Source organism: Halosegnis marinus (genome assembly GCF_029338355.1).
GTDB lineage: Archaea > Halobacteriota > Halobacteria > Halobacteriales > Haloarculaceae > Halosegnis > Halosegnis marinus.
In genome coordinates this window covers 2,545,408-2,565,161 of the sequence record NZ_CP119802.1, presented here as the reverse complement: position 1 = coordinate 2,565,161, position 19,754 = coordinate 2,545,408, and the positions used below count along the sequence as shown (strand labels likewise).

Genomic DNA, 19,754 nt, shown 5'->3' with positions numbered 1-19,754 from the left:
GTCGCCCCGGGAACGCGGGGGCGGCCGGCTTCGGCGGTCGGACACGGCCGGGCGGGCCCGCGGGGCCTTCCCGACTCCGACGACCGCCACCGCGGCACGCCCTCGGGCGCCAGTCGCCGGTACTCGCCGGTCCTCCACGCGGGGCGACTCTCCTCGGACGACACAACTATGGAAATCGATATCGCGACAATCGGCGGCTACGAGGAAGTCGGCCGGCAGATGACTGCCGTCCGCGCTGGCGACGACGTGGTGGTCTTCGACATGGGGCTGAACCTGTCGAAGGTCCTCATCCACGACAACGTCGAGACCGAGCGGATGCACAGCCTGGACCTCATCGATATGGGGGCCATCCCGGACGACCGGGTCATGAGCGACATCGAGGGCGACGTGCAGGCCATCGTGCCGACGCACGGCCACCTCGACCACATCGGCGCCATTTCGAAGCTCGCACACCGGTACGACGCGCCCATCGTGGCGACGCCGTTCACCATCGAGCTGGTGAAACAGCAGATCGAGGGCGAACAGAAGTTCGGCGTCAACAACGACCTCCAGAAGATGGACGCCGGCGAGACGATGGAGATCGGCGACTCGGGCGAGGTCCAACTGGAGTTCGTCAACGTCACCCACTCCATCATCGACGCCATCAACCCCGTCGTCCACACGCCCGAGGGCGCGGTCGTCTACGGCCTCGACAAGCGGATGGACCACACGCCGGTCATCGGGGACCCCATCGACATGAAGCGGTTCCGCGAGATCGGGCGCGAGGGCAACGGCGTCCTCGCGTACATCGAGGACTGTACGAACGCGGGCCGCAAGGGCCGCACCCCCTCGGAGTCCGTCGCGCGCCGCCACCTGAAGGACGTGATGACCTCCGTGGAGGACTACGACGGCGGTATCGTCGCCACGACGTTCTCCAGCCACATCGCCCGCGTCTCCTCGCTCGTCGAGTTCGCGCGCGACATCGGCCGACAGCCCGTCCTGCTCGGGCGCTCGATGGAGAAGTACTCGGGGACCGCCGAGCGGCTCGGCTTCGTGGACTTCCCCGGCGACGTGGGGATGTACGGCCACCGCAAGAGCGTGGACCGCACGTTCAAGCGCATCATGAACGAGGGGAAGGAGAAGTACCTCCCCATCGTCACGGGCCACCAGGGCGAGCCGCGCGCGATGCTCACCCGGATGGGTCGCGGCGAGACCCCCTACGAGCTGGACGAGGGCGACAAGGTCATCTTCTCGGCGCGGGTCATCCCGGAGCCGACGAACGAGGGCCAGCGCTACCAGTCCGAGAAGCTCCTCGGCATGCAGGGCGCGCGCATCTACGACGACATCCACGTCTCCGGTCACCTGCGCGAGGAGGGCCACTACGAGATGCTCGACGCGCTCGAACCCGAGCACGTCATCCCGGCCCACCAGGACATGAAGGGCTTCGCGCCGTACGTCGACCTCGCGGCGAGCAAGGGGTACCAGCTCGGGCGTGACCTCCACGTGACGCGCAACGGCAACGTCATCAACCTGGTCGAATGAGCGCCGAGGAGCGCGTCCGCGCGGCCGTCCGTGACCGCCGCGAGGAGGTGAACGCGGCCATCGACGAGCAGCTGCCGGTCCAGCGGCCCGAACAGCTGTACGAGGCGTCGCGCTACCTGCTCGACGCCGGGGGGAAGCGGCTCCGCCCCACCGTGCTGTTGCTCGTCGCGGAGGCGCTCACCGACGTGGAACCGTTCGAACACCCCTACCGGGCGTTCCCCGACCTCGGGGACGAGCCGGTGGACGTGATGAGCGCCGCCGTCTCGATAGAGGTCATCCAGTCGTTCACGCTCATCCACGACGACATCATGGACGACGACGACCTCCGGCGCGGGGTTCCCTCCGTCCACCGGGAGTACGACGTGGAGACCGCCATCCTCGCGGGCGACACGCTCTACTCGAAGGCGTTCGAGTTCATGCTCGAAACCGACGCGCCGCCCGAGCGGCAGGTGCGCGCGCTCGACGAGCTCGCGACCACCTGCACCGAGATCTGCGAGGGGCAGGCGTTCGACGTGGGATTCGAGTCGCGCGGCGACGTGACGACCGACGAGTACCTGGAGATGGTCGAACTCAAGACCGCCGTGCTGTACGCCGCGGCCGCCGCGATTCCCGCGGTCCTGCTCGGCGCCGACGACGAGGTCGTCGAGGCGCTCCACGGCTACGGGCTCGACATCGGCTGTGCGTTCCAGATACAGGACGACGTGCTCGACCTGACGACCCCCTCCGAGAAGCTCGGCAAGCAGCGCGGCTCCGACCTCGTCGAGGGGAAGCGGACCGTCATCAGCCTCCACGCCCGCGACAACGGCGTCGACGTGGACGGGCTGGTGGACGTCGACGACCCCGAGGAGGTAACCGAGGAGGCCATCGACGCGGCCGTCGCGGAGCTCCGCGAGAGCGGCTCCATCGACTACGCCCGCGAGATGGCACAGGACCTCGTCGCCTCCGGCAAGCGCCGGCTCGAACACCTCCCCGAGAACGAGGCACGCAGCCTGCTGTGTGACGTGGCGGACTTCCTCATCGAGCGGGAGTACTGACGGGTCAGTTCCCGTTTCCGTTGCCGTTTCCGTTCCCGTTCCCGTTCCCGTTCCCGCCGTTGGGGCTCGCGTTGCTCGTCTCGGCGGGACAGACGATGACGTCCCGACCCCCGGTGTTGTACACCTCCGGCCCCTGCCCCTGCTGGGTGAAGAAGGAGACGAGCACGACCGCGTCCTGGTAGTCGACCTCGTCCGGCGGCGTCCCGTGGTTGAAGTCGAACAGGAACACCGCCTGGTTGTCCGCGAGGTCGATGTACCCCGAGTCGTTGATGAACGGCTCGGCGTACGCCGCGGCGGACTGCTGGTCGTTCCCCGGCTCGTAGTTCGGCACCGTGTCGCCGTCCCGGAGGACGATGAGGTACTCCTCGTTCTCCGTCGCGCTCGTGGTGCGCCAGTCGCCGTAGTCGCCCGGCCCGGTCTTGCCGCGGGCGACCACGGTGAGCGTCGTCCCCGCGGACTGCCGGGAGACGCCGTACGCGCCCACCTGGGTCGTCGAGTCGCCCACCATCTCCCACGCGTGGACCTCGGAACCGTTCACCCGGACGGAGACGTTCACCGGCGCGTCGTACGTCGGACTCGACCAGCCGGTGCCGAGGAACTTCACGTTCGCCGTGAACTCCGCCGTCGTCCTGACCGTGTCGCCCTCGATGAGGAACTGGCCGCGCTCGACCGGGACGCGCCGCTCGCTGATGGTGAACGAGTTCCGGTCGCCCCCGTCGTAGACGAGCGACACCTCCGCGCTCTCCCCGCCGCCGGCACAGACGGTCGACTCGTCGAGGGTCAGGCCGAGCTTCTCGCCGGCCGACCACGAGCCGTCGTTGAGCGCCGCGGCGCTCCCCGAGTCGAGGTCGTACGTCGCCGTCGCGTCGCCGCTGCGGACGGTGACGCGAAGCGTGTCCGCGGGCACCGACTGCCCCGACTGGTGGACGAACTGGAGGCGGTGGTCCGTCTCGTTGCCCTCCAGGCGCACCTGTATCGACTCCTCGCTGGCGAGGGCCGGGGCCGGCGCGACGAGGCGGTCGGACAGGCCGAGGAACAGCGTGGCCGACACCGCCGCGAGCGCGACCACGATGACGAGCATGAGCGTGACGCCGATGACCGGCGATATCCCCCGTTCGTCGCGTCCCCCTCCCATACACCCCCCTTCTACGATGCCCCTTAATTCCCTATCGGCGCTTCTCAGGCGACGAAAACGCCCCGCGACCGCGGCGAATCCACGCCCTTTTCGCCCCCGGCGGTCCATCCCCGGGTAATGGACGACGACCTCCGCGAGCGGGTCGAACGCGAGGCCGAGCGGGCCGCGCTGTTCAACGGGCTCAAACACGACAGCGACGCACAGGTAGGGGCGATCATGGGGCCGCTCATGGGCGAGAACCCCGACTTCCGGCCCCACGGCGACGAGATCCCGGGCGTCGTCGCGCCCGTCATCGAGCGCGTGAACGGGCTCGACGCCGACGCGAAGCGCGAACGCCTCGCCGAACTCGACCCCGGGGCCGTCGAGGAACTCGACGCGGAGGACGAGGGCGACGACCGCGACCTGCCGGACCTCCCGAACGCCGACGAGTACGACGAGATACGGATGCGGGCCGCGCCGAACCCGAACGGCCCGTGGCACATCGGCCACGCGCGGATGCCCGCCGTCATCGGCACCTACGCCGACCGCTACGACGGCGCCTTCATCGTCCGGTTCGACGACACCGACCCCGAGACGAAGCGTCCGGACCTCGACGCCTACGACGCCATCCTCTCCGACATCGAGTACCTCGGCTTCGAGCCGGACGAGGTCATCACGGCGAGCGACCGCGTCGAGACGTACTACGAGCACGCCCGCGACCTCATCGACGAGGGGGGTGCCTACACCTGCTCGTGTTCGGGCGAGGCGTTCTCCGAGCTCAAGAACGCCGGCGAGGCGTGTCCCCATCGCGACAAGGACGCCGAGACCGTCCGCGAGGAGTTCGCGGCGATGGTCGACGGCGAGTACGGCTCGGGCGAGATGGTGCTCCGCGTGCGCACCGACATCGACCACAAGAACCCGGCGCTGCGCGACTTCGTCGCGTTCCGGATGGTCGATACCCCGCACCCGCGCGAGGAAGCGGCCGACTACCGCTGCTGGCCGATGCTCGACTTCCAGTCCGGCATCGACGACCACCTCACGGGCGTCACCCACATCATCCGCGGCATCGACCTGCAGGACTCCGCGAAGCGCCAGCGGTTCGTCTACGACTACTTCGGGTGGGAGTACCCCGAGGTCGTCCACTGGGGCCACGTCCAGGTGGACGAGTACGACGTGAAGATGTCCACCTCGACGCTGAAGGAGAAGATCGCGGCCGGCGAGTACGACGGCTGGGACGACCCCCGCGTGCCGAGCATCAAGTCGCTCCGGCGGCGCGGTATCCGCGGCGAGGCGCTCGTCGCGGCGATGGTCGAACTCGGCACCTCCACCTCCGACGTGGACCTCCCGATGTCGAACGTGTACGCGCACAACCGCGAACTCGTGGACGACGACACGGACCGCGCCTTCGCGGTCCGCGAGGGCGTCCGCTACGACATCGCGGGCGGTCCGGACGCGGCGACCCCGCCGCTCCACCCCGACCACCCGGACCGCGGCGAGCGTGAGATTCCCGTCGGCGACGCCGTCCTGCTCGAACCGGAGGACGTCCCCGAACCGGGCGAGCGCGTCTGGCTCAAGGGGTTCGGCCCGTTCGGCCGCGAGGGCGACACGCTCGTCTACACCGACGAGTCCATCGAGGTCGTCCGCGAGAAGGGCGTCCCGGTCGTCCACTGGGTCCCCGTCGAGGGCTCCGTCTCGGTGCGCCTGCGCACGACCGACGGCGACGTGCCCTGCTTCGCCGAGCCCGGCATCGCCGACTACGACCCCGACGACCTGCTCCAGTTCGAACGGGTCGGCTTCGTCCGGGTGGACGACCACACCGAGCGCGAGACGGTCTGTTACTTCGCGCACCCGTAGCCGGGCGGCCGGTAACTGTTCTTAAGTAAGCGCCGCCGGTAGCTCGCGTATGGCTATCGACCCCAACTTCGAGGAGTCGCGCGAGGTCGTCGAGGAGCACGAGGGCCACCGGGTGTGGGGACCCGTCGAGGAGCCGGAGACCCTCGGTATCCACGGCACCCACGTCGCCGTGGACTTCGACATCTGTCTGGAGGACGGCGCGTGTCTGGAGGACTGCCCGGTGGACGTGTTCGAGTGGGTGGAGACCCCGGGCCACCCCGAGTCCGAGCGGAAGGCGGACCCCGCGAACGAGTCGCAGTGTATCGACTGCATGCTCTGTGTCGACGTCTGCCCGGTGGACGCCATCGACGTGGACCCGGGGCGCGAGAACCGCATCTGATTCGCCGCGCGCACAACGGCTAAACCCCCGGAGCCGAACGGGGTGGTATGTCGGTCCAGGCCGCCCGCCGCCACGTCGACCGGGTGCTCTCCGAACTCGCCGCCGAACACGGCCGCGTCGAGGTCGTGCGCGAACCCGTCGAGGTCTCGGCGACCGCGTACGAGAGCCTCCGTGGCCGCGCCGCCGCCTTCGACGGCTGCGGCGGCGCGGGCGCGTGGGTCCTCGACCCCGAGGGCCGGGTGCTGCTGGTCGACAGCGACGAGGGGTGGGCGGAGCCGGCCGCCGCGCGCCGGCCCGAGGCGGACTTCCGCGACTGTGCGGGCGCCGCCGTCCGCGACCTGACGGGGGTCGACCCCGTCTTCGGCGGCCTCTCGCACGTCCACGTCCGGTACGTCGCCGACCCCTTCGACCGCGACCCCGTCCCCCAGCCGTTCGTCGTCTTCGCGGCGCGCGCCGAGGGGGAACCGAACGACGGGGCGGCGTGGCACGCGTCGCTCCCCGACGACCTGCTGTACGACTACCTGACGGAGCTGCCGCTGGACGGCTGAGCGGAAGGGAGAAAGTCGTCGCGGCTCAGAGGTCGGTCTCGAAGTCCTCCAGCGCGTAGCCGGGCTCCGCGCCGCGGCGGTCGAGCGTCTCGTTGGCGAGCAGCCAGTAGACGACCGACAGGGCCTTGCGACCCTTGTTGTTCGTGGGGACCACGAGGTCCACGTTCGACGTGGTGTTGTTGGAGTCGCACATCGCGATGACCGGGATGCCGACGGTGATGGCCTCCTTGACGGCCTGCGAGTCGCCGATGGGGTCGGTCACCACGACCACGTCCGGCTCGATGTAGCCGTCGTAGTCCGGGTTCGTCAGCGTCCCCGGGATGAAGCGCCCGGTGCGGGCGCGCGCGCCGACGGCGTCGGCGAACTTCTCGGCCGGGAAACGGCCGTACTGGCGCGAACTGGCCACGAGGATCTGCTCGGGGTCGTAGTTCGCGAGGAACGACGCCGCCGTGCGGATTCGGTCGTCCGTCCGCGAGACGTCCAGCACGTAGAGCCCGTCCGTCCGGACGCGGTGGATGAACCGCTCCATGGACTTCGTCTTCTGCTGGGTCCCGATGTGGACGCCGGCCGCGAGGTAGTCCTCCACGGGGATGAGGAGGTCCGCCTCGTCGTCGGGCATGACGTCCTCGTCGAGCACCGCGGGCTCCTCGGTCTCTTCTTCGGCCTCGGCCCCGGCGGCCTCGGCGGTCTCTTCGTCGGTGTCATCGGTCTCGGCGACCGGCTCCGGGTCGTCGGCGGGCTCCGCACCGGCTTCGCCGGTCGGCTCCTCGTCGATGTCGGATTCGGCCGCTTCGAGACCTTCGTCGTTGTCGCTCATGCGTTTGCCTCGATTCGGATGAGTTCGTTCAGCTTTGCCGTGCGCTCGCCGCCGACCGCGCCCGTCTTGATGAACGGGGCGTCGGTCGCGACGGCGAGGTGTGCGATGGTCGTGTCCTCCGTCTCGCCGCTGCGGTGGGAGACGACCGGGTCGTAGCCGTTCGCCCGCGCCAGTTCGATGGCGTCGAACGTGTCCGAGAGGGTACCGATCTGGTTCGGCTTCACGAGTATCGAGTTGGCCGCCCCGACCTCGATGCCCTCGCGCAGACGCGTCGTGTTCGTGACGAACAGGTCGTCGCCGCAGACGAGGGTTCGCGAGCCGACCCGGTCGGTCAGCGCCGCGAAGCCCTCGTAGTCGTCCTCGTCGAGCGGGTCCTCGACGTACGCGAGGTCGTAGTCCTCGACCAGCCCCGCGATGTAGTCGATCTGCTCGTCGGTCGTCCGCTCCGTGTCGGCGTAGACGTAGCGCTCGCCGTCGTACAGCTCGGCGGCGGCCACGTCCAGGCCCATGCGGATGTCGAACCCGACCTCGTCCTCGACGCGGTCGATGGCCTTCGCGACGATCGCGAACGCCTCCTCGTCGGCGACGGCGGGGGCCCACGCCCCCTCGTCACCCTTCGCCGCGGGGATGTCGCGTTCCGCCAGCAGGTCCGCGACCGCCGCGTGGACCGCCGCGTTCGCGAACACCGCGTCCGCGACGCTCGGCGCGCCCACGGGGGCGGCGAGGAACTCCTGGATGTCGGTCGCGTCCGCGGCGTGTTCGCCCCCGCCCACCACGTTGCCGAGCGGGGTCGGGAACGAGTCGCCGCGGAAGGCGCCACCGAGGTGCTGGTACAGCGGCGCGCCGAGCATGTCGGCGCCCGCCTTCGCCGCCGCCATCGAGACGGCGACCGCGGAGTTGGCCCCTATCGCGGAGAAGTCGGGCGTGCCGTCCGCGCCGCGCAGCGCGGCGTCGACGCCGCGCTGGTCGCCCGCGTACACCTGCCCCTCGATCCGGGGCACGGCGCGCTCGCGGGCCGCGGCGATAGCCTCCTCCGCGGGCAGCTCGATGGCCTCGTACTCGCCGGTCGACGCCCCGGAGGGCGCCGCGGCGCGGCCGAAGCCGCCCGACTCCGTCGTGACTTCCGCCTCGACGGTCGGGTTGCCGCGCGAGTCGAGCACGCGGCGGAGTCGCACCTCGGTGACGAGCGTCACGCCTCCTCACCCCGACGGACGGTGAACGGAAGGACGCCGGCGTCGTACTCCTCGGCCGCGATGAGGATGGGTTCCGTCTGGGTCGTATCGACCAGGACGGGGGCGCCGTAGCTCACCTGCAGGGCGCGAGCCCCGAGGATGCGCGCCTTCTCGTATCGGTTGTCCGTCTTCATTGGTAGGGGGCGACGATGTCGACGAGGTCCTTGTGGGAGACGAGCATGCGCCGACAGCAGGCGCGCTCGACGCCGAGCTCGTCGAGAACCTGTTTGGGGTTCTCGTCGTCCTCGCGCGTGCGAGCCTTGAACTCCTCCCAGTGCTCGCCGACGACCTTACCGCACGTGAAACACCGGACCGGTACCATCATGCGTGAATCACCTCAGCGGTAGGACTTCTGGTAGCGGGCCCGAGCGCCGGGGCCGCCCCACTTCTTCGGTTCGGACTGGCGCACGTCGTTGACCAGCAGCGAGCGGTCGAACGCCATGAAGGCGTCGCGCAGTTCGGCATCGTTGCTGTGCTGGACGAGGCCGCGCGCAATAGCCGTTCGGGCGGCGTCCGCCTGTCCGGCGTAGCCGCCGCCGTTGATGGTCACGTCGACGTCGACGCCGTCGCGGAGGTCGTCCTCGGCGATGCGGAACGGTTCGAGCATCTTCAGCTGCGCCTGTTCGGGCTCGACGAGCTCGACGGGCTGGCTGTTGATGCGGACCTTGCCGGTGCCCTCGCGCACGGTGGCGCGCGCGACGGCCGTCTTCTTCTTGCCGGAGGTGTTCGTTACCATGTGACGTTAGCACCCAGCTGCTCGGAGACCTCGCCGAGCGTGGTGAATTTGATGTTCGACAGCCGGTCGAGGGAGGTGCCGTCGAGCACCTCGCCCTCGTCCTCGTACGGGTTACCCACGTAGATGCGGACGTTCTCGAACGCCTCGCGCCCCTCCGTGGTCTTGTACGGAACCATGCCGCGGACGGCCCGCTTGAACAGGCGGTCCGGGCGCTTCGGGTAGTAGGGGCCGCGGTCGGAGCCGACGTCGACGCGCTTGCGGTACACGTCCATCGTGGCCTCCTCGTTGCCGGTGATGACGGCGCCCTCGGCGTTGACGACGGCGACCGTCTCGCCGTCGAGCGCGCGCTGTGCGACGTTCGACGCGACGCGACCGACGATGCAGTCGCGGGCGTCGACGACGATGTCGGCGTCGAACTCGGCGGCGTTCATCGGATCACCCGCACGTTCGTCCCCTCGGGGTTGTTCTCCAGCGCTTCCTCCAGTTTCACTGCCTCACCGACTGCCTCGATCTTCGTCCGGGCGGAGCCGGAGAAGTCGACGGCGGCCACCGTCACGCCCTTGCGGAGCGCGCCGGAACCGAGCACCTTGCCCGGCACGAGGACGGTCTCGTCCTCGCGGGCGTACCGTTCGATACGACCGAGGTTGACCTCCGCGTGGGTCGTCCGGGGCTTCTCCAGCCGCTCGGCGATGTCGGCCCACACGTCGCCGCCGCCGTTGCGGGCGGCGGACTTGAGGTCGGCGATGAGACTGTTGAGTCTCGGGTTCGTCTTACTCATCGGTATCACTCTCGTTTCCAGTCCAGGGAGAGAATGGATGCAGGGAGCAGGATTTGAACCTGCGGACGTCTACACGACAGCGCCCTGAACGCTGCGCCGTTGGCCTGACTTGGCTATCCCTGCTCGCGAATCGGTGTACCGCGCGCCCGCTTGTAACCCCTTCGGTGTGCCTCCCGGCGGTGCCGCCGACGGAGCCGGCGGCGACGGTGGTCCCGTCGCGGGCTGGCACGTGGGTGTGGGCGCGCGTGTTCATGTTACAGTTGGACCGCGTCCTCGAGGTCGTCCGCGCGGTCGTGGATGGACTCGGTCGCCGCGAGTACGAGGTCCTCGACGGACATCGAGCCGTCCGTCTCCACGCTGAAGACGAAGGCGTTGGGCACGTCGTGGACCTCGACCTCCTTCCCCTCGTAGCGGTTCGTGAGGTCGTTGCCGAACTCGGCGGCGGGGATCAGCTCCCCGTCCTCCTCGATGACGCCGCGGATGACGTGCGGCTCGGCCTGCTCGAACTCCTCGCTGTCGCCGACGACCTCTACCCGCTGGAGGTGCCGGTAGCCGACCGCCACGCCGCCCTGATGCTTGGCGTGGCTCTTGCCGGTGTCGAGCACCGCGTCGGCCTCGATCTCGAGCCGCTGTCCCTCCTTCAGGTCGATGATGGGGACGTTCTCCTCGGCCGGCGAGACGAGGTCGTCGGCGGAGGCGAGGTCGCCCGAGTAGGCCGTGTCCGGCCCCTCGACGTCGAGCGCGAGGGTGACGGTGTCGCCCGCCTCGAACTCGCCCGGCGGCGTCGTCAGCGGTATCAGCCCCAGTCGGAGGCCGATCTGCTCGTCGAACATCACCGACGAGTTCTCCACGACACGCACCTCGTCGATGGAGAGCGTCGGGACGTCCGCGAGCATCGCGCGACGGATGCCGTTGGCGAACGCCGGGGAGACGCCGCGGACCAGGAACGTCGCGTCCCGGTCGCCGCGTTCGATGAACTCCACCTCGTAGTCCTCGCTCATCTCAGAACCCGGAGTTCTTCGGCGCCCGCGTGCCGTCGTGCGGGATGGGGGTCACGTCCTCGATACGGCCGATCTCCAGTCCGGCGCGCGCCAGCGCGCGGATGGTCGCCTGCGCGCCGGGCCCGGGGGACTTGTTGAGGTTCCCGCCGGGGCCGCGGACGCGGACGTGGAGGCCGCTGATGCCGGCGGCCTTGATCTCCTCGGCGACGGCCTCCGCCATCTGCATGGCGGCGTACGGCGACGCCTCGTCGCGGTTCTGCTTCACGACCGTGCCGCCGGAGGACTTCACGATTGTCTCCGCGCCGGTCAGGTCCGTTACCGTGATTATCGTGTTGTTGAAGGAGGCGTACACGTGCGCGACGCCCCACTTGTCGTCGTTCGAGCTCATTCCTGGTCACCTCCCGCACGCTCCGGGTGCAGGTCGTCCGCGAGCGGACTCCGCTCCTCGTAGTCGAGGCCGTCCTCCTCGGACACGTCCAGCTTCATCGACGGGGTGCCCACGCGGGCGCCGTCGAGGGTGATGTGCCCGTGGATGATGAACTGGCGCGCCTGCTTGGGCGTGTTCGCCAGCCCCTGCCGGTAGACGACGGTCTGGAGGCGCCGTTCGAGGACGTCCGTCACGTCGAGCGACAGGATGTCGTCGAGGCTCTCCTCGTCGTCGAGGACGCCGATGCGCTTGAGCCGCGCGAGGAACTCCTCGCCGGCCTCGGCCGCGGCGTCCGCGTCGCCCTGCGCCTCGCCGAGCAGTCGGCGGGCCTCGCGGCGGTAGCCGCGCAGTTCGGACTGTGCGCGCCACAGCTCCTCCTTGTTCTTGAGACCGTAGTTCTCGAGCAGCCGCGCCTCGTCGCTGATGCGCTCGCCCTGGAACGGGTGGTTCGGGGTCTCGTAGAACTTGGTGTTGCTTCCGAGGGGCATTACTCGTCACCCTCCGCTTCCTCGGCCTGCTGTTCCTTGATGGCCTCGACGTTGACGCCGATGGTGCCCTCGGAGCGACCCGTGGACTTCGTCCGCTGGCCGCGGACCTTCTGGCCGCGCTTGTGGCGGGTGCCCTTGTACGAGTCGATCATCTTCATCCGGTTGATGTCCCGGCGTCGGGTCATCTCCAGGTCGTTGCCGGTCTCGTGGGTGGACTCGCCCGTGAAGTAGGCGTTCTGGTGGTTGACCATCCACTCGGGGACCTCGTCGGCGAAGCCCTCGACGAGGCCGACGATCTCGTCGATCTCGTCCTCCTCGAGCTTCCCGAAGACGGCCCGGCGGTCGATGCCGGCCTTCTCCGCGATGATGCGGGCGGTTCGTTTGCCGATTCCGTTCATCTCGCTCAACGACCGTTCGACGGACTTCGTGCCGTCGAGGTCGGTCTGGCCGATGCGGACGAAGTATCGGATGTCCTCCTCCTCGTCCTCGGCCTCGTTCTCTGGTTCTTCCGCGCTCATGTTTGGCTATGGGGTGGGGTGTGAGCGTTGCGGCGGGGATTCGAACCCCGGGGGCATGACGCCACTGAGTTAGCAACCCAGCGCCTTGGGCCACTTGGCTACCGCAACACGCGTCTGTGTATCTTCGCCCTCTCGGACTCGGGGCCGGAGCCCCTGCATCGAGTGCGGTTGAAGAAACTCGACTCCGCTACTTAAGGGTCACGAAGCGAGCGGGGCCGTGCGACGCCGCGACACGGCTACTCGCCTGCGAGGAAGGTCACGCCCGAACAGCGGGGACACTCCACGGCGTCGGCCGTCTCGACGGTGAGCGGCTCCGTGACGCCGAAGCCGACCAGTCGCTCCGCGGGCTCGGCCAGCTGTCGGCCGCACAGCGGGCACTCCACGGCGCCCTCGCGGACGGCCTCGCGGGCGACGGCGTTGCGCTCGTCGTCGGTCACGTCAGTCGCGCGCGAGCGTGCCCCGCTCCTTGATCTCGAGGATGTTCCGGACGTTCCGGTAGACGTCCTCGGGCGTCGTCTCCTCGTCGGGGTCGTAGAGGTCGGAGACGCGGTACAGCATCGCCGCCAGCTGTTCGGACTCCGAGGAATCGCCCCGCACGTCCTCAGCGACCTCGCGCAGCAGGGCCGTCCGCTCCGGGTCCCTCCCCGTCATCGCCCCCGCGAGGTGCGCTGCCGGTGGAGGATACCCTGCATGTTCGCCGTCGAGCGGGCGAACGACCGGAACGCCTCCCCGGTGTCGCTGTCGTCGTCGAGCACGACGGGCTTGCCCGTGTCGCCGCCCTCGCGCACGTCGGGGTCGAGGGGCAGTTCCCCGAGGAAGGGAAGGTCGTTCTCCTCGGCGAACCGCTCGCCGCCGCCCGCGCCGAAGATGTCGTGGACGCTCCCGCAGTCGGGACAGCGGAAGCCGGACATGTTCTCCACGATGCCGAGGACGGGCGTGTCGTGCTTCCCGAACATCCGAAGCCCCTTGCGGGCGTCGTCGAGCGCCACCTCCTGGGGCGTCGTGACGATGACCGACCCCGAGATGGGAACCGACTGGAGCAGGGTCAGCTGGGTGTCGCCGGTCCCCGGCGGCAGGTCCACGACCATGTAGTCGAGCGTCCCCCACTCCACGTCCTCGACGAGCTGGGTGATGAGCTTGTGAATCATCGGGCCGCGCCAGATGACCGGGTCGTCCTCGCCGACGAGGAAGGCCATGCTCATCAGCTTGATACCGAACCGCTCGGGCGGGACGATGGTCTCGTCGGCCGTCGCCTGCGGCCGCTCGTCGGCCTCCACCATCCGGGGAACGTTCGGCCCGTACACGTCGGCGTCGAACAATCCGACGCTCGCGCCCATGTCGGAGAGTCCCGCCGCGAGGTTGACCGCGACCGTCGACTTCCCGACGCCGCCCTTGCCGGAGGAGACCGCGATGACGTTCTTCACCCCGGGGAGCACCTGCTCGTCGGGGTCGAGCCCGCGGTCCACGTTCGCCGACAGCTCCGGCTCCAGCCCCTCCGCGGAGAGCAGCCGCCGGACCTCGCCGGCCATCTCCGTCTCCGTGGGCGAGTACGGCGCGCCGAGCGCGAGGTCGACGCGGACACGGTCGCCGTCGACCTCGATACTGTTGACCAGCCCCAGCGACACGATGTCGTCGTCGAGGTCCGGGTCCGCCACGGAGCGCAGCAGGTCCCGGACCGCGTCTTCGTCCATGGCACGGGGTAGCCGAGGGCGTCGAATAAGGGTTGTGTACACCGGAACGAGTCGCCGTGGGACGCGGGCCCCGCCTCGACGTATAGCCCTTTCGCCGGCGGGCTAAAGCGGTCTTTAGCAAGGGTATTTCAGTCCCCCCGCCCTTCGACGGGACATGGAAGGATTCACCTCAGGTAAGGGTGCGGCGGACGCACCCGAGGAGCTGAAGACGGGGACCACGACCGTCGGCATCGTGGCCGACGGCGGGGTCGTCCTCGCCACGGACCGCCGAGCCTCGCTGGGCGGCCGGTTCGTCTCCAACAAGAACGCGGAGAAGATCCTGGAGGTCCACCCGACGGCGGCCATCACCATCTCGGGCGGCGTCGGCGCGGGCCAGACGTTCGCCAAGCAGGTCCGCGCGCAGTCGTCGCTGTACGAGACGCGCCGCGGCGAGGACATGTCGATGGACGCGCTCGCGCAGGCGGCGGCCAACAGCATCCGCGGGATGCGCGTCGTCCCCCTCCTCGGGGGCGTGGACGCCTCGGGCCCCCGACTGTTCTCGCTCGACCCCGCGGGCGGCCTGATGGAGGACACCTACGGCGCCACCGGCTCGGGGATGCAGCTCGCCTACGGCCTGCTCGAACAGGAGTTCGAGGAGGGGCTGAGCATGGACGAGGCCGTCGACGTGGCGACGCGGGCGGTCGAGGCGGCCAGCGCCCGCGACACCGCGTCGGGCAACGGAGCGATGGTCGCGCGCATCACGGCCGAGGGAATCGACATCGAGGGCTTCGACGAGGAGGAGATCTGATATGCAGGGTAACTCACAACAGCAGGCGTACGACCGCGGCACGAACATCTTCAGCCCCGACGGGCGGCTCTACCAGGTGGAGTACGCGCGCGAGGCCGTAAAGCGCGGCTCGCCGACGCTCGGCGTCCGGTTCGACGACGGCGAGAACGCGGGCGTCGTCTTCGTCGCCGGCGGCCGGCTCCGCTCGTCGCTACAGGTGGCCGACAGCATCGAGAAGATACACAAGACGGACGACCACGTCGGCGTCGCGAGCGCGGGCCACGTCGCCGACGCCCGCCAGCTCGTGGACGTCGCGCGCCGGCAGGCGCAGGTCGAGCGGCTCCGCTACGACGAGCCGGCCAGCATCGAGGCGCTCACCAAGGAGATAACGGGATACATCCAGGAGTACACGCAGGCGGGCGGCGCGCGCCCGTTCGGCGCGGCGCTGCTCGTCGGCGGCGTGGACGACGACGGCTCCCCGCACCTGTTCGAGACGGACCCCTCCGGCACCCCCTACGAGTGGGAGGCCGTCGCCATCGGCGGGAACTCCGACGAGATACAGGACTACCTCGAAGCCGAGTACGAGGGCGACGCCGACGCCGACGGCGCGCTCGAACTCGCGCTCCGCGCCCTCGCGGACGCCACGGAGGGCGGCCTCCAGTCGCGCGGCATGAGCGCGGCCGTCGTGGACGAGTCCGGGTACCGCGACCTCTCCGGGGACGAGCTCGCCGAGACCATCGAGGGCCACGGCCTCGCCGCCGACGAGTCCGAGGAGTAACGCCTCAGGCGGCCGCCGAGCCCGCTCCGGCGGCCGCGTCGTCGCCTCTCTCCGTTCGTTCGACGTGTCCGACGCTCCCGTCCGCGCCGACAAGCAGCGCCAGTTCCTCGCCGTCGAGACAGTAGCCGACGCGCACACAGACTGGGTCCGTAGAGAGCACCGTCTCCGTCCACGCGTCGCCGACGTTCCACACCGGGCGGTCGCGGGGGTCCGCCCCGTGGTTCCGTGCGAACGCGACGACCGCCGGGTGTGCGAGCAGCGTCACGGTCGCCGGACAGCGGACCCGCTCGCCGCAGGCCGTACACGACAGCGCCGCGAGCGCGATCCCCTCGGAGACCTCGACCCGGCGCTCGGTTCGCCCGCCGCAGTCGGGGCAGGTGCCCTCGCGGAGCAGCCGCACCCGGCCGCGGTAGAGGCGGTCCACGGCCGCGAGCAGGTCGGCGTCGTCCTCGTGGTCCGCGAAGCCGCCGGGCGGGAACGGCAGCTTGCACACGTCGCGCTCGCAGTCCGCACAGCCGACCGTCACGACGTTGTCGGTGGTCCGCGCCGTCAGGTCGCCGTCGCACAGGGGGCACGGCTCCGGCACCGGAACGGGGTCGCGGTCCACGCGCTCCGTGTACGCGCCGGCGGCGAGCGCCCGGACGACCCGTCGCCCGGCGTCGGTGAGCCGGTACCCCGCCTCGACCTGCTCGACGTAGTGGCCCCGGAGCTGCCGGAGGTGGTACGCGAACCCGGCGGTCGTCTCCTCGTCGGTCGCCTCGAACAGCTCGGTGAAGGAGAGCGTCGCCCCGGGGTCGCGCTCGGCGAACGCCGACATCGTCGCCATCCGGGTCGGCGTCGCGAGCAGGCCGAACGCGTCGGCGGGCTCGGTGTCCATGCCTCTCGTTGACACCCGGACGGAATAAGCCCCGCGCCGTGGCCCCTGTCGGTCCCACGGCGAGCGGGGAGTAATCGAGAACGGTTACGCAACGGGGCGATTCCGCGGCGGAGTTAAGTGTCGCCGGGCGAACCTCCGGCTATGCTCGAGGACGGGTTCGGTCGCGAGGTGTCCGGGGTGCGCGTCTCGCTGACCGACCGGTGTAACTTCGACTGCGTCTACTGTCACAACGAGGGGCTGGGGGACACGCGGGGACCGATGGAGCCGGCCGAGGACGAGATGTCCACGGACGACGTGGTTCGCTTTCTGGAGGTGGCCCGCGAGTTCGACGTCGGGAAGGTGAAGTTCACGGGCGGCGAGCCGATGCTCCGGGGCGACCTGGAGGAGATAATCCGTCGCACTCCGGACGGGATGGAGACCTCGCTGACGACGAACGGGACCTACCTCCCCGGCCGGGCCGAGGCCCTCGCGGAGGCGGGGCTCTCTCGGGTGAACGTCTCCCAGGACGCGATGGACCCCGAGGCGTTCCGCGAACTGACGAAGTCGAACGGCTACGAGGACGTACTGGCCGGCGTCGACGCGGCGCTCGACGCGGGGCTCGCCCCGGTGAAGCTCAACATGGTCGTCTTCGAGCACACCGCGGGCTACGTCCCGGAGATGGTCGAGCACGTCGCGAGCAACGACGGGCTCCAGCTCCAGCTCATCGAGTACATGCCCGAGCTCGCGGGGCGGCCGGAGTGGGCCGTCGATATCGACCGCGTCCACGGCTGGCTCAAGGAGCAGGCCACCCGCGTCGAACACCGCGAGATGCACGACCGGCGGCGCTACTACGTCGCGGGCGACGACGGCGGCGAGGGGATGGTCGAGATCGTGGACCCGGTCGGAAACGCGAACTTCTGTGCCAACTGTCACCGGGTGCGCGTCACCCACGAGGGGTACCTGAAGGGGTGTCTCAACCGCAACGACGACCTGAAGCCGATGGGCGAGATGACGAAGCCCGAGATACGCGAGGCCTTCCGCGAGACGGTCGCCGAGCGGGTCCCGTACTACGGCGAGTACCTCGTGCGCGAGGACGGCGACTGGGTGCTCAACGAGAAGTACCTCGACCCCCAGCCGGCCGACTGACGAGGGGTTCTTTCACTGCGCGAGGACGACCGCTACCGTTTAGTGTGCGTCCATCGACCCTCTCACAACTCCGCGAGCGCGGGGAGAAGATGGACACGGTGGTACACGTCGGGAGCCGCGAGCCCTCCGAACCGGTAGCCGCGGCCCTCTCCGACGCCGGCTTCGCGCTCCGCGCCGCCGCCGACCTCGCCGCCGCGCTCGACACGCTCGCCCGCGAGCCCGTCGCCTGCCTCCTGCTGGGCGGCGACGACCCCGCTGGCGACGCCGCGCGACTCCGCCGCCGGGGCCACGACACGCCCGCCCTCGCGGTCCTCGCCGACGGCGACCCCCTCCCCGACGACACCCACCTCGCCGGCGTCGTCCCGGCCGACGACCCCGAGCGCGTCGCGCGTCGCGTCTCGGACGCCGTCGCCGACCGCCGCGTCCGCGAGACGCGCCGCGAGCGCGGCCGCCTCCGCTCCGTCCTCGCCGACGCGCGCACGGCGCTGCCTGACGACCCCGACGTCGAGGCGCTGACCGACCTCGCCCGCCGGCTGACCGACGCCGACGGCTACACCGGCGCGTGGGTCGGCCGCCACGAGGCCAGCACCGACGTGGTGGTTCCCGTCGCGGCCCGCGGGGTCGCCGCCGACCACATCCGGACGCTCACCGGCACCGACGACGCCGAGCCGGTCGTCCGGGCGCTCGCCGACGGCGTCGCGACGGCCGTCGACGGGGACACCGCCACGCTCGCCGCCCGCGTTGGCAGCGGGCCGTTCGTCCTCGTCTGCTACGGCCGCCGGGAGCACGGGGTCACGGACGAGGAATGCGAGGCGTTCGCCCGGTTCGCCGAGGGGTCGGAACCCGACCCGGAGGACGCGGCGCAGGCCCCCGAAAACGACGCCGTCGCCACGGACGGGGCCCCGGCGACCGACGACGGCATCCGCGTCCTCGGCGAGACTATCGCCCACGAGCTCGCGAACCACCTCGACGTGGCGAGCACACATCTCGACCTCGCGGACGGCGACGAGAACGTCGACCGGGCGAGCGCCGCGCTGGACCGTATCGCCGACGTGGCCGCGGAGGCCCGGCGGCTGGCGAGCGCCGACCTCGACACCGAGGCGGTGTCCGTCGGCGACGCCGCCCGGGACGCGTGGGACCGTGTCGTGAGCGGCGACGCGACCCTCGTCGTCGCGCAGGACGGCCGCGTCGAGGGGGACCCCCAACTGCTGCGTCTCCTGCTGGAGAACCTCCTGCGAAACGCCGTGGAGCACGGCGCCGACGGCGACACCGACGTGACCGTCACCGTCGCCGTCACTGCCGAGGGGTTCCGGGTGGACGACGACGGCGCCGGCATCCCGCCCGAGGACCGCGACCGCGTGCTGGAGTGGGGCTACTCGACGGGCGGGACGGGTGCCGGGCTCGGCATCGTCTCGCTCGTCGCGGAGCGCCACGGCTGGGACGTGTCGGTCGGCGAGTCGGAGTCGGGGGGCGCGCGCTTCGCGTTCGTCTAGTCGGACGAGCCGCCCGCGGCCACGGCGTAGCCGTCGCGCGTCGAGAGCTCGTCGAGCGTGTCGTCGAGTTCGGCCCGGAGTTCGGCGAGCCGCTCGCACAGCTCCACGTAGTCGGGCTCCGCGGCGAGTTCGGCGCGGTCGTGCTCGGTTTCGAGGACGGCCACCTTCGACGCGAGCGAGAAGTAGCGTCGGAGCCGCGTGTCGTAGCGCGACCGGCGGAGCAGTCCGCCGACCGTCTCGTTGAGCGCGTCGGCCGAGACGGGCTTCTTCAGGTAGTCGTCGAAGCCCATGTCGATGATGTCGAAGTCGGGGTCGACCCCGGTGAGCATGGCGACCCGACAGTCGTAGCCCCCTTCGCGGAGCCGTTCGAGCACCGCCTCGCCGTCGAGGTCCGGCATCCGGCGGTCGAGCAGGACCACGTCGATACCGTCGTTCATCGCCGAAAGCGCCTCGTGTCCCCCTATCGCGACCCTGGCCTCGTACTCGTCCGAGAGCTGTGCGGCGTGTCCCTCGGCGACCGCCGCCTCGTCGTCGACGACGAGAACCGTCGCGCGCCCGTTCCCAGTCATGATACCCC

General features: G+C 70.3%; 26 protein-coding genes and 2 tRNA genes. 9 read left to right on the top strand and 19 right to left on the bottom strand.

Annotated features, from left to right (window positions below):
- Positions 1-168: 168 nt before the first annotated feature.
- Positions 169-1,521 carry a ribonuclease J gene (locus P2T37_RS14280; protein WP_276234630.1) on the top strand — a complete coding sequence of 451 codons (1,353 nt, stop codon included), beginning with the start codon at positions 169-171 and terminating at the stop codon, positions 1,519-1,521.
- A complete protein-coding gene (gene idsA3, locus P2T37_RS14275) occupies positions 1,518-2,555 on the top strand; it encodes a geranylfarnesyl diphosphate synthase (RefSeq protein WP_276234629.1) in 1,038 nt (345 codons plus the stop codon). Before P2T37_RS14280 ends, idsA3 begins: the two co-directional genes overlap by 4 nt.
- Before the next feature lie 4 nt (positions 2,556-2,559).
- On the opposite strand, the gene P2T37_RS14270 is transcribed toward idsA3, so the two are convergent.
- A complete protein-coding gene (locus P2T37_RS14270; RefSeq protein WP_276234628.1) occupies positions 2,560-3,690 on the bottom strand; it encodes a type IV pilin N-terminal domain-containing protein in 1,131 nt (376 codons plus the stop codon).
- A 117-nt stretch (positions 3,691-3,807) separates the two neighbouring features.
- On the opposite strand from P2T37_RS14270, the gene P2T37_RS14265 reads away from it, so the two are divergent.
- From P2T37_RS14265 to P2T37_RS14255, 3 genes are read left to right on the top strand one after another with little or no spacing between them, the layout of a single operon-like run.
- Positions 3,808-5,523, top strand: coding sequence for a glutamate--tRNA ligase (locus P2T37_RS14265; protein WP_276234627.1), 1,716 nt, complete (start codon positions 3,808-3,810; stop codon positions 5,521-5,523).
- A gap of 49 nt (positions 5,524-5,572) precedes the next feature.
- A complete protein-coding gene (locus P2T37_RS14260; protein ID WP_276234626.1) occupies positions 5,573-5,902 on the top strand; it encodes a 4Fe-4S dicluster domain-containing protein in 330 nt (109 codons plus the stop codon).
- Between the two features lie 47 nt (positions 5,903-5,949).
- The gene (locus P2T37_RS14255) at positions 5,950-6,450 is read left to right on the top strand and encodes a hypothetical protein (protein WP_276234625.1); all 501 of its coding nucleotides are present in this window, start codon (positions 5,950-5,952) and stop codon (positions 6,448-6,450) included.
- Between the two features lie 25 nt (positions 6,451-6,475).
- Here the strand turns inward: P2T37_RS14255 and rpsB are convergent, their stop codons facing one another.
- From rpsB to P2T37_RS14175, 16 genes are all read right to left on the bottom strand, one after another.
- Positions 6,476-7,267 (bottom strand): 30S ribosomal protein S2, encoded by a 792-nt coding sequence (gene rpsB / locus P2T37_RS14250; protein WP_276234624.1) that lies wholly within the window; start codon positions 7,265-7,267, stop codon positions 6,476-6,478.
- A complete protein-coding gene (gene eno / locus P2T37_RS14245; protein ID WP_276234623.1) occupies positions 7,264-8,460 on the bottom strand; it encodes a phosphopyruvate hydratase in 1,197 nt (398 codons plus the stop codon). The genes rpsB and eno overlap by 4 nt, the downstream gene beginning before the upstream one ends.
- Positions 8,457-8,633: a DNA-directed RNA polymerase subunit K gene (locus tag P2T37_RS14240; protein WP_276234622.1), complete on the bottom strand. Its 177-nt coding sequence runs from the start codon at positions 8,631-8,633 to the stop codon at positions 8,457-8,459. Before P2T37_RS14240 ends, eno begins: the two co-directional genes overlap by 4 nt.
- Positions 8,630-8,824, bottom strand: a complete 195-nt coding sequence (locus tag P2T37_RS14235) for a DNA-directed RNA polymerase subunit N (RefSeq protein WP_276234621.1) — start codon at positions 8,822-8,824, stop codon at positions 8,630-8,632. Before P2T37_RS14235 ends, P2T37_RS14240 begins: the two co-directional genes overlap by 4 nt.
- 12 nt (positions 8,825-8,836) lie before the next feature.
- A complete protein-coding gene (locus P2T37_RS14230) occupies positions 8,837-9,235 on the bottom strand; it encodes a 30S ribosomal protein S9 (protein ID WP_276234620.1) in 399 nt (132 codons plus the stop codon).
- Positions 9,229-9,666: a 50S ribosomal protein L13 gene (locus P2T37_RS14225; protein ID WP_276234619.1), complete on the bottom strand. Its 438-nt coding sequence runs from the start codon at positions 9,664-9,666 to the stop codon at positions 9,229-9,231. Before P2T37_RS14225 ends, P2T37_RS14230 begins: the two co-directional genes overlap by 7 nt.
- Complete coding sequence (locus P2T37_RS14220; RefSeq protein ID WP_276234618.1) at positions 9,663-10,013, bottom strand: 50S ribosomal protein L18e; 351 nt, start codon at positions 10,011-10,013, stop codon at positions 9,663-9,665. The genes P2T37_RS14225 and P2T37_RS14220 overlap by 4 nt, the downstream gene beginning before the upstream one ends.
- Positions 10,014-10,051: 38 nt before the next feature.
- Positions 10,052-10,136 (bottom strand) — tRNA-Leu (locus tag P2T37_RS14215).
- A gap of 131 nt (positions 10,137-10,267) precedes the next feature.
- On the bottom strand, positions 10,268-11,014 hold the full coding sequence (locus P2T37_RS14210) for a DNA-directed RNA polymerase subunit D (RefSeq protein ID WP_276234617.1): 747 nt from the start codon (positions 11,012-11,014) through the stop codon (positions 10,268-10,270).
- Between the two features lies 1 nt (position 11,015).
- Positions 11,016-11,402 carry a 30S ribosomal protein S11 gene (locus tag P2T37_RS14205; RefSeq protein WP_276234616.1) on the bottom strand — a complete coding sequence of 129 codons (387 nt, stop codon included), beginning with the start codon at positions 11,400-11,402 and terminating at the stop codon, positions 11,016-11,018.
- Entirely contained in the window at positions 11,399-11,929 is a 531-nt protein-coding gene (locus tag P2T37_RS14200; protein ID WP_276234615.1) for a 30S ribosomal protein S4, read from the bottom strand. Before P2T37_RS14200 ends, P2T37_RS14205 begins: the two co-directional genes overlap by 4 nt.
- Positions 11,929-12,447 carry a 30S ribosomal protein S13 gene (locus P2T37_RS14195; protein WP_276234614.1) on the bottom strand — a complete coding sequence of 173 codons (519 nt, stop codon included), beginning with the start codon at positions 12,445-12,447 and terminating at the stop codon, positions 11,929-11,931. The genes P2T37_RS14200 and P2T37_RS14195 overlap by 1 nt, the downstream gene beginning before the upstream one ends.
- A 25-nt stretch (positions 12,448-12,472) precedes the next feature.
- Positions 12,473-12,555, bottom strand: a tRNA-Ser gene (locus P2T37_RS14190).
- Between the two features lie 128 nt (positions 12,556-12,683).
- Positions 12,684-12,884 (bottom strand): hypothetical protein, encoded by a 201-nt coding sequence (locus tag P2T37_RS14185; RefSeq protein ID WP_276234613.1) that lies wholly within the window; start codon positions 12,882-12,884, stop codon positions 12,684-12,686.
- 1 nt (position 12,885) lies between these two features.
- A complete protein-coding gene (locus P2T37_RS14180; protein WP_276234612.1) occupies positions 12,886-13,098 on the bottom strand; it encodes a DUF7976 family protein in 213 nt (70 codons plus the stop codon).
- A complete protein-coding gene (locus tag P2T37_RS14175) occupies positions 13,095-14,138 on the bottom strand; it encodes an Mrp/NBP35 family ATP-binding protein (RefSeq protein WP_276234611.1) in 1,044 nt (347 codons plus the stop codon). Before P2T37_RS14175 ends, P2T37_RS14180 begins: the two co-directional genes overlap by 4 nt.
- Before the next feature lie 154 nt (positions 14,139-14,292).
- Here P2T37_RS14175 and P2T37_RS14170 point away from each other — a divergent pair, with 154 nt between their 5' ends.
- Positions 14,293-14,925 (top strand): proteasome subunit beta, encoded by a 633-nt coding sequence (locus P2T37_RS14170; protein ID WP_276234610.1) that lies wholly within the window; start codon positions 14,293-14,295, stop codon positions 14,923-14,925.
- 1 nt (position 14,926) lies between these two features.
- Complete coding sequence (locus P2T37_RS14165) at positions 14,927-15,682, top strand: archaeal proteasome endopeptidase complex subunit alpha (protein WP_276234609.1); 756 nt, start codon at positions 14,927-14,929, stop codon at positions 15,680-15,682.
- 4 nt (positions 15,683-15,686) lie between these two features.
- Here P2T37_RS14165 and P2T37_RS14160 read toward each other — a convergent pair whose 3' ends face one another.
- On the bottom strand, positions 15,687-16,559 hold the full coding sequence (locus P2T37_RS14160) for a DUF7351 domain-containing protein (RefSeq protein ID WP_276234608.1): 873 nt from the start codon (positions 16,557-16,559) through the stop codon (positions 15,687-15,689).
- Between the two features lie 141 nt (positions 16,560-16,700).
- Here P2T37_RS14160 and moaA point away from each other — a divergent pair, with 141 nt between their 5' ends.
- Both moaA and P2T37_RS14150 read left to right on the top strand, forming a co-directional pair.
- On the top strand, positions 16,701-17,684 hold the full coding sequence (gene moaA / locus P2T37_RS14155; RefSeq protein WP_276234607.1) for a GTP 3',8-cyclase MoaA: 984 nt from the start codon (positions 16,701-16,703) through the stop codon (positions 17,682-17,684).
- Between the two features lie 89 nt (positions 17,685-17,773).
- Positions 17,774-19,177, top strand: coding sequence for an ATP-binding protein (locus P2T37_RS14150; RefSeq protein WP_276234606.1), 1,404 nt, complete (start codon positions 17,774-17,776; stop codon positions 19,175-19,177).
- Here P2T37_RS14150 and P2T37_RS14145 read toward each other — a convergent pair.
- Positions 19,174-19,746 (bottom strand): HalX domain-containing protein, encoded by a 573-nt coding sequence (locus P2T37_RS14145; RefSeq protein ID WP_276234605.1) that lies wholly within the window; start codon positions 19,744-19,746, stop codon positions 19,174-19,176. The genes P2T37_RS14150 and P2T37_RS14145 overlap by 4 nt on opposite strands.
- Positions 19,747-19,754 lie beyond the last annotated feature (8 nt).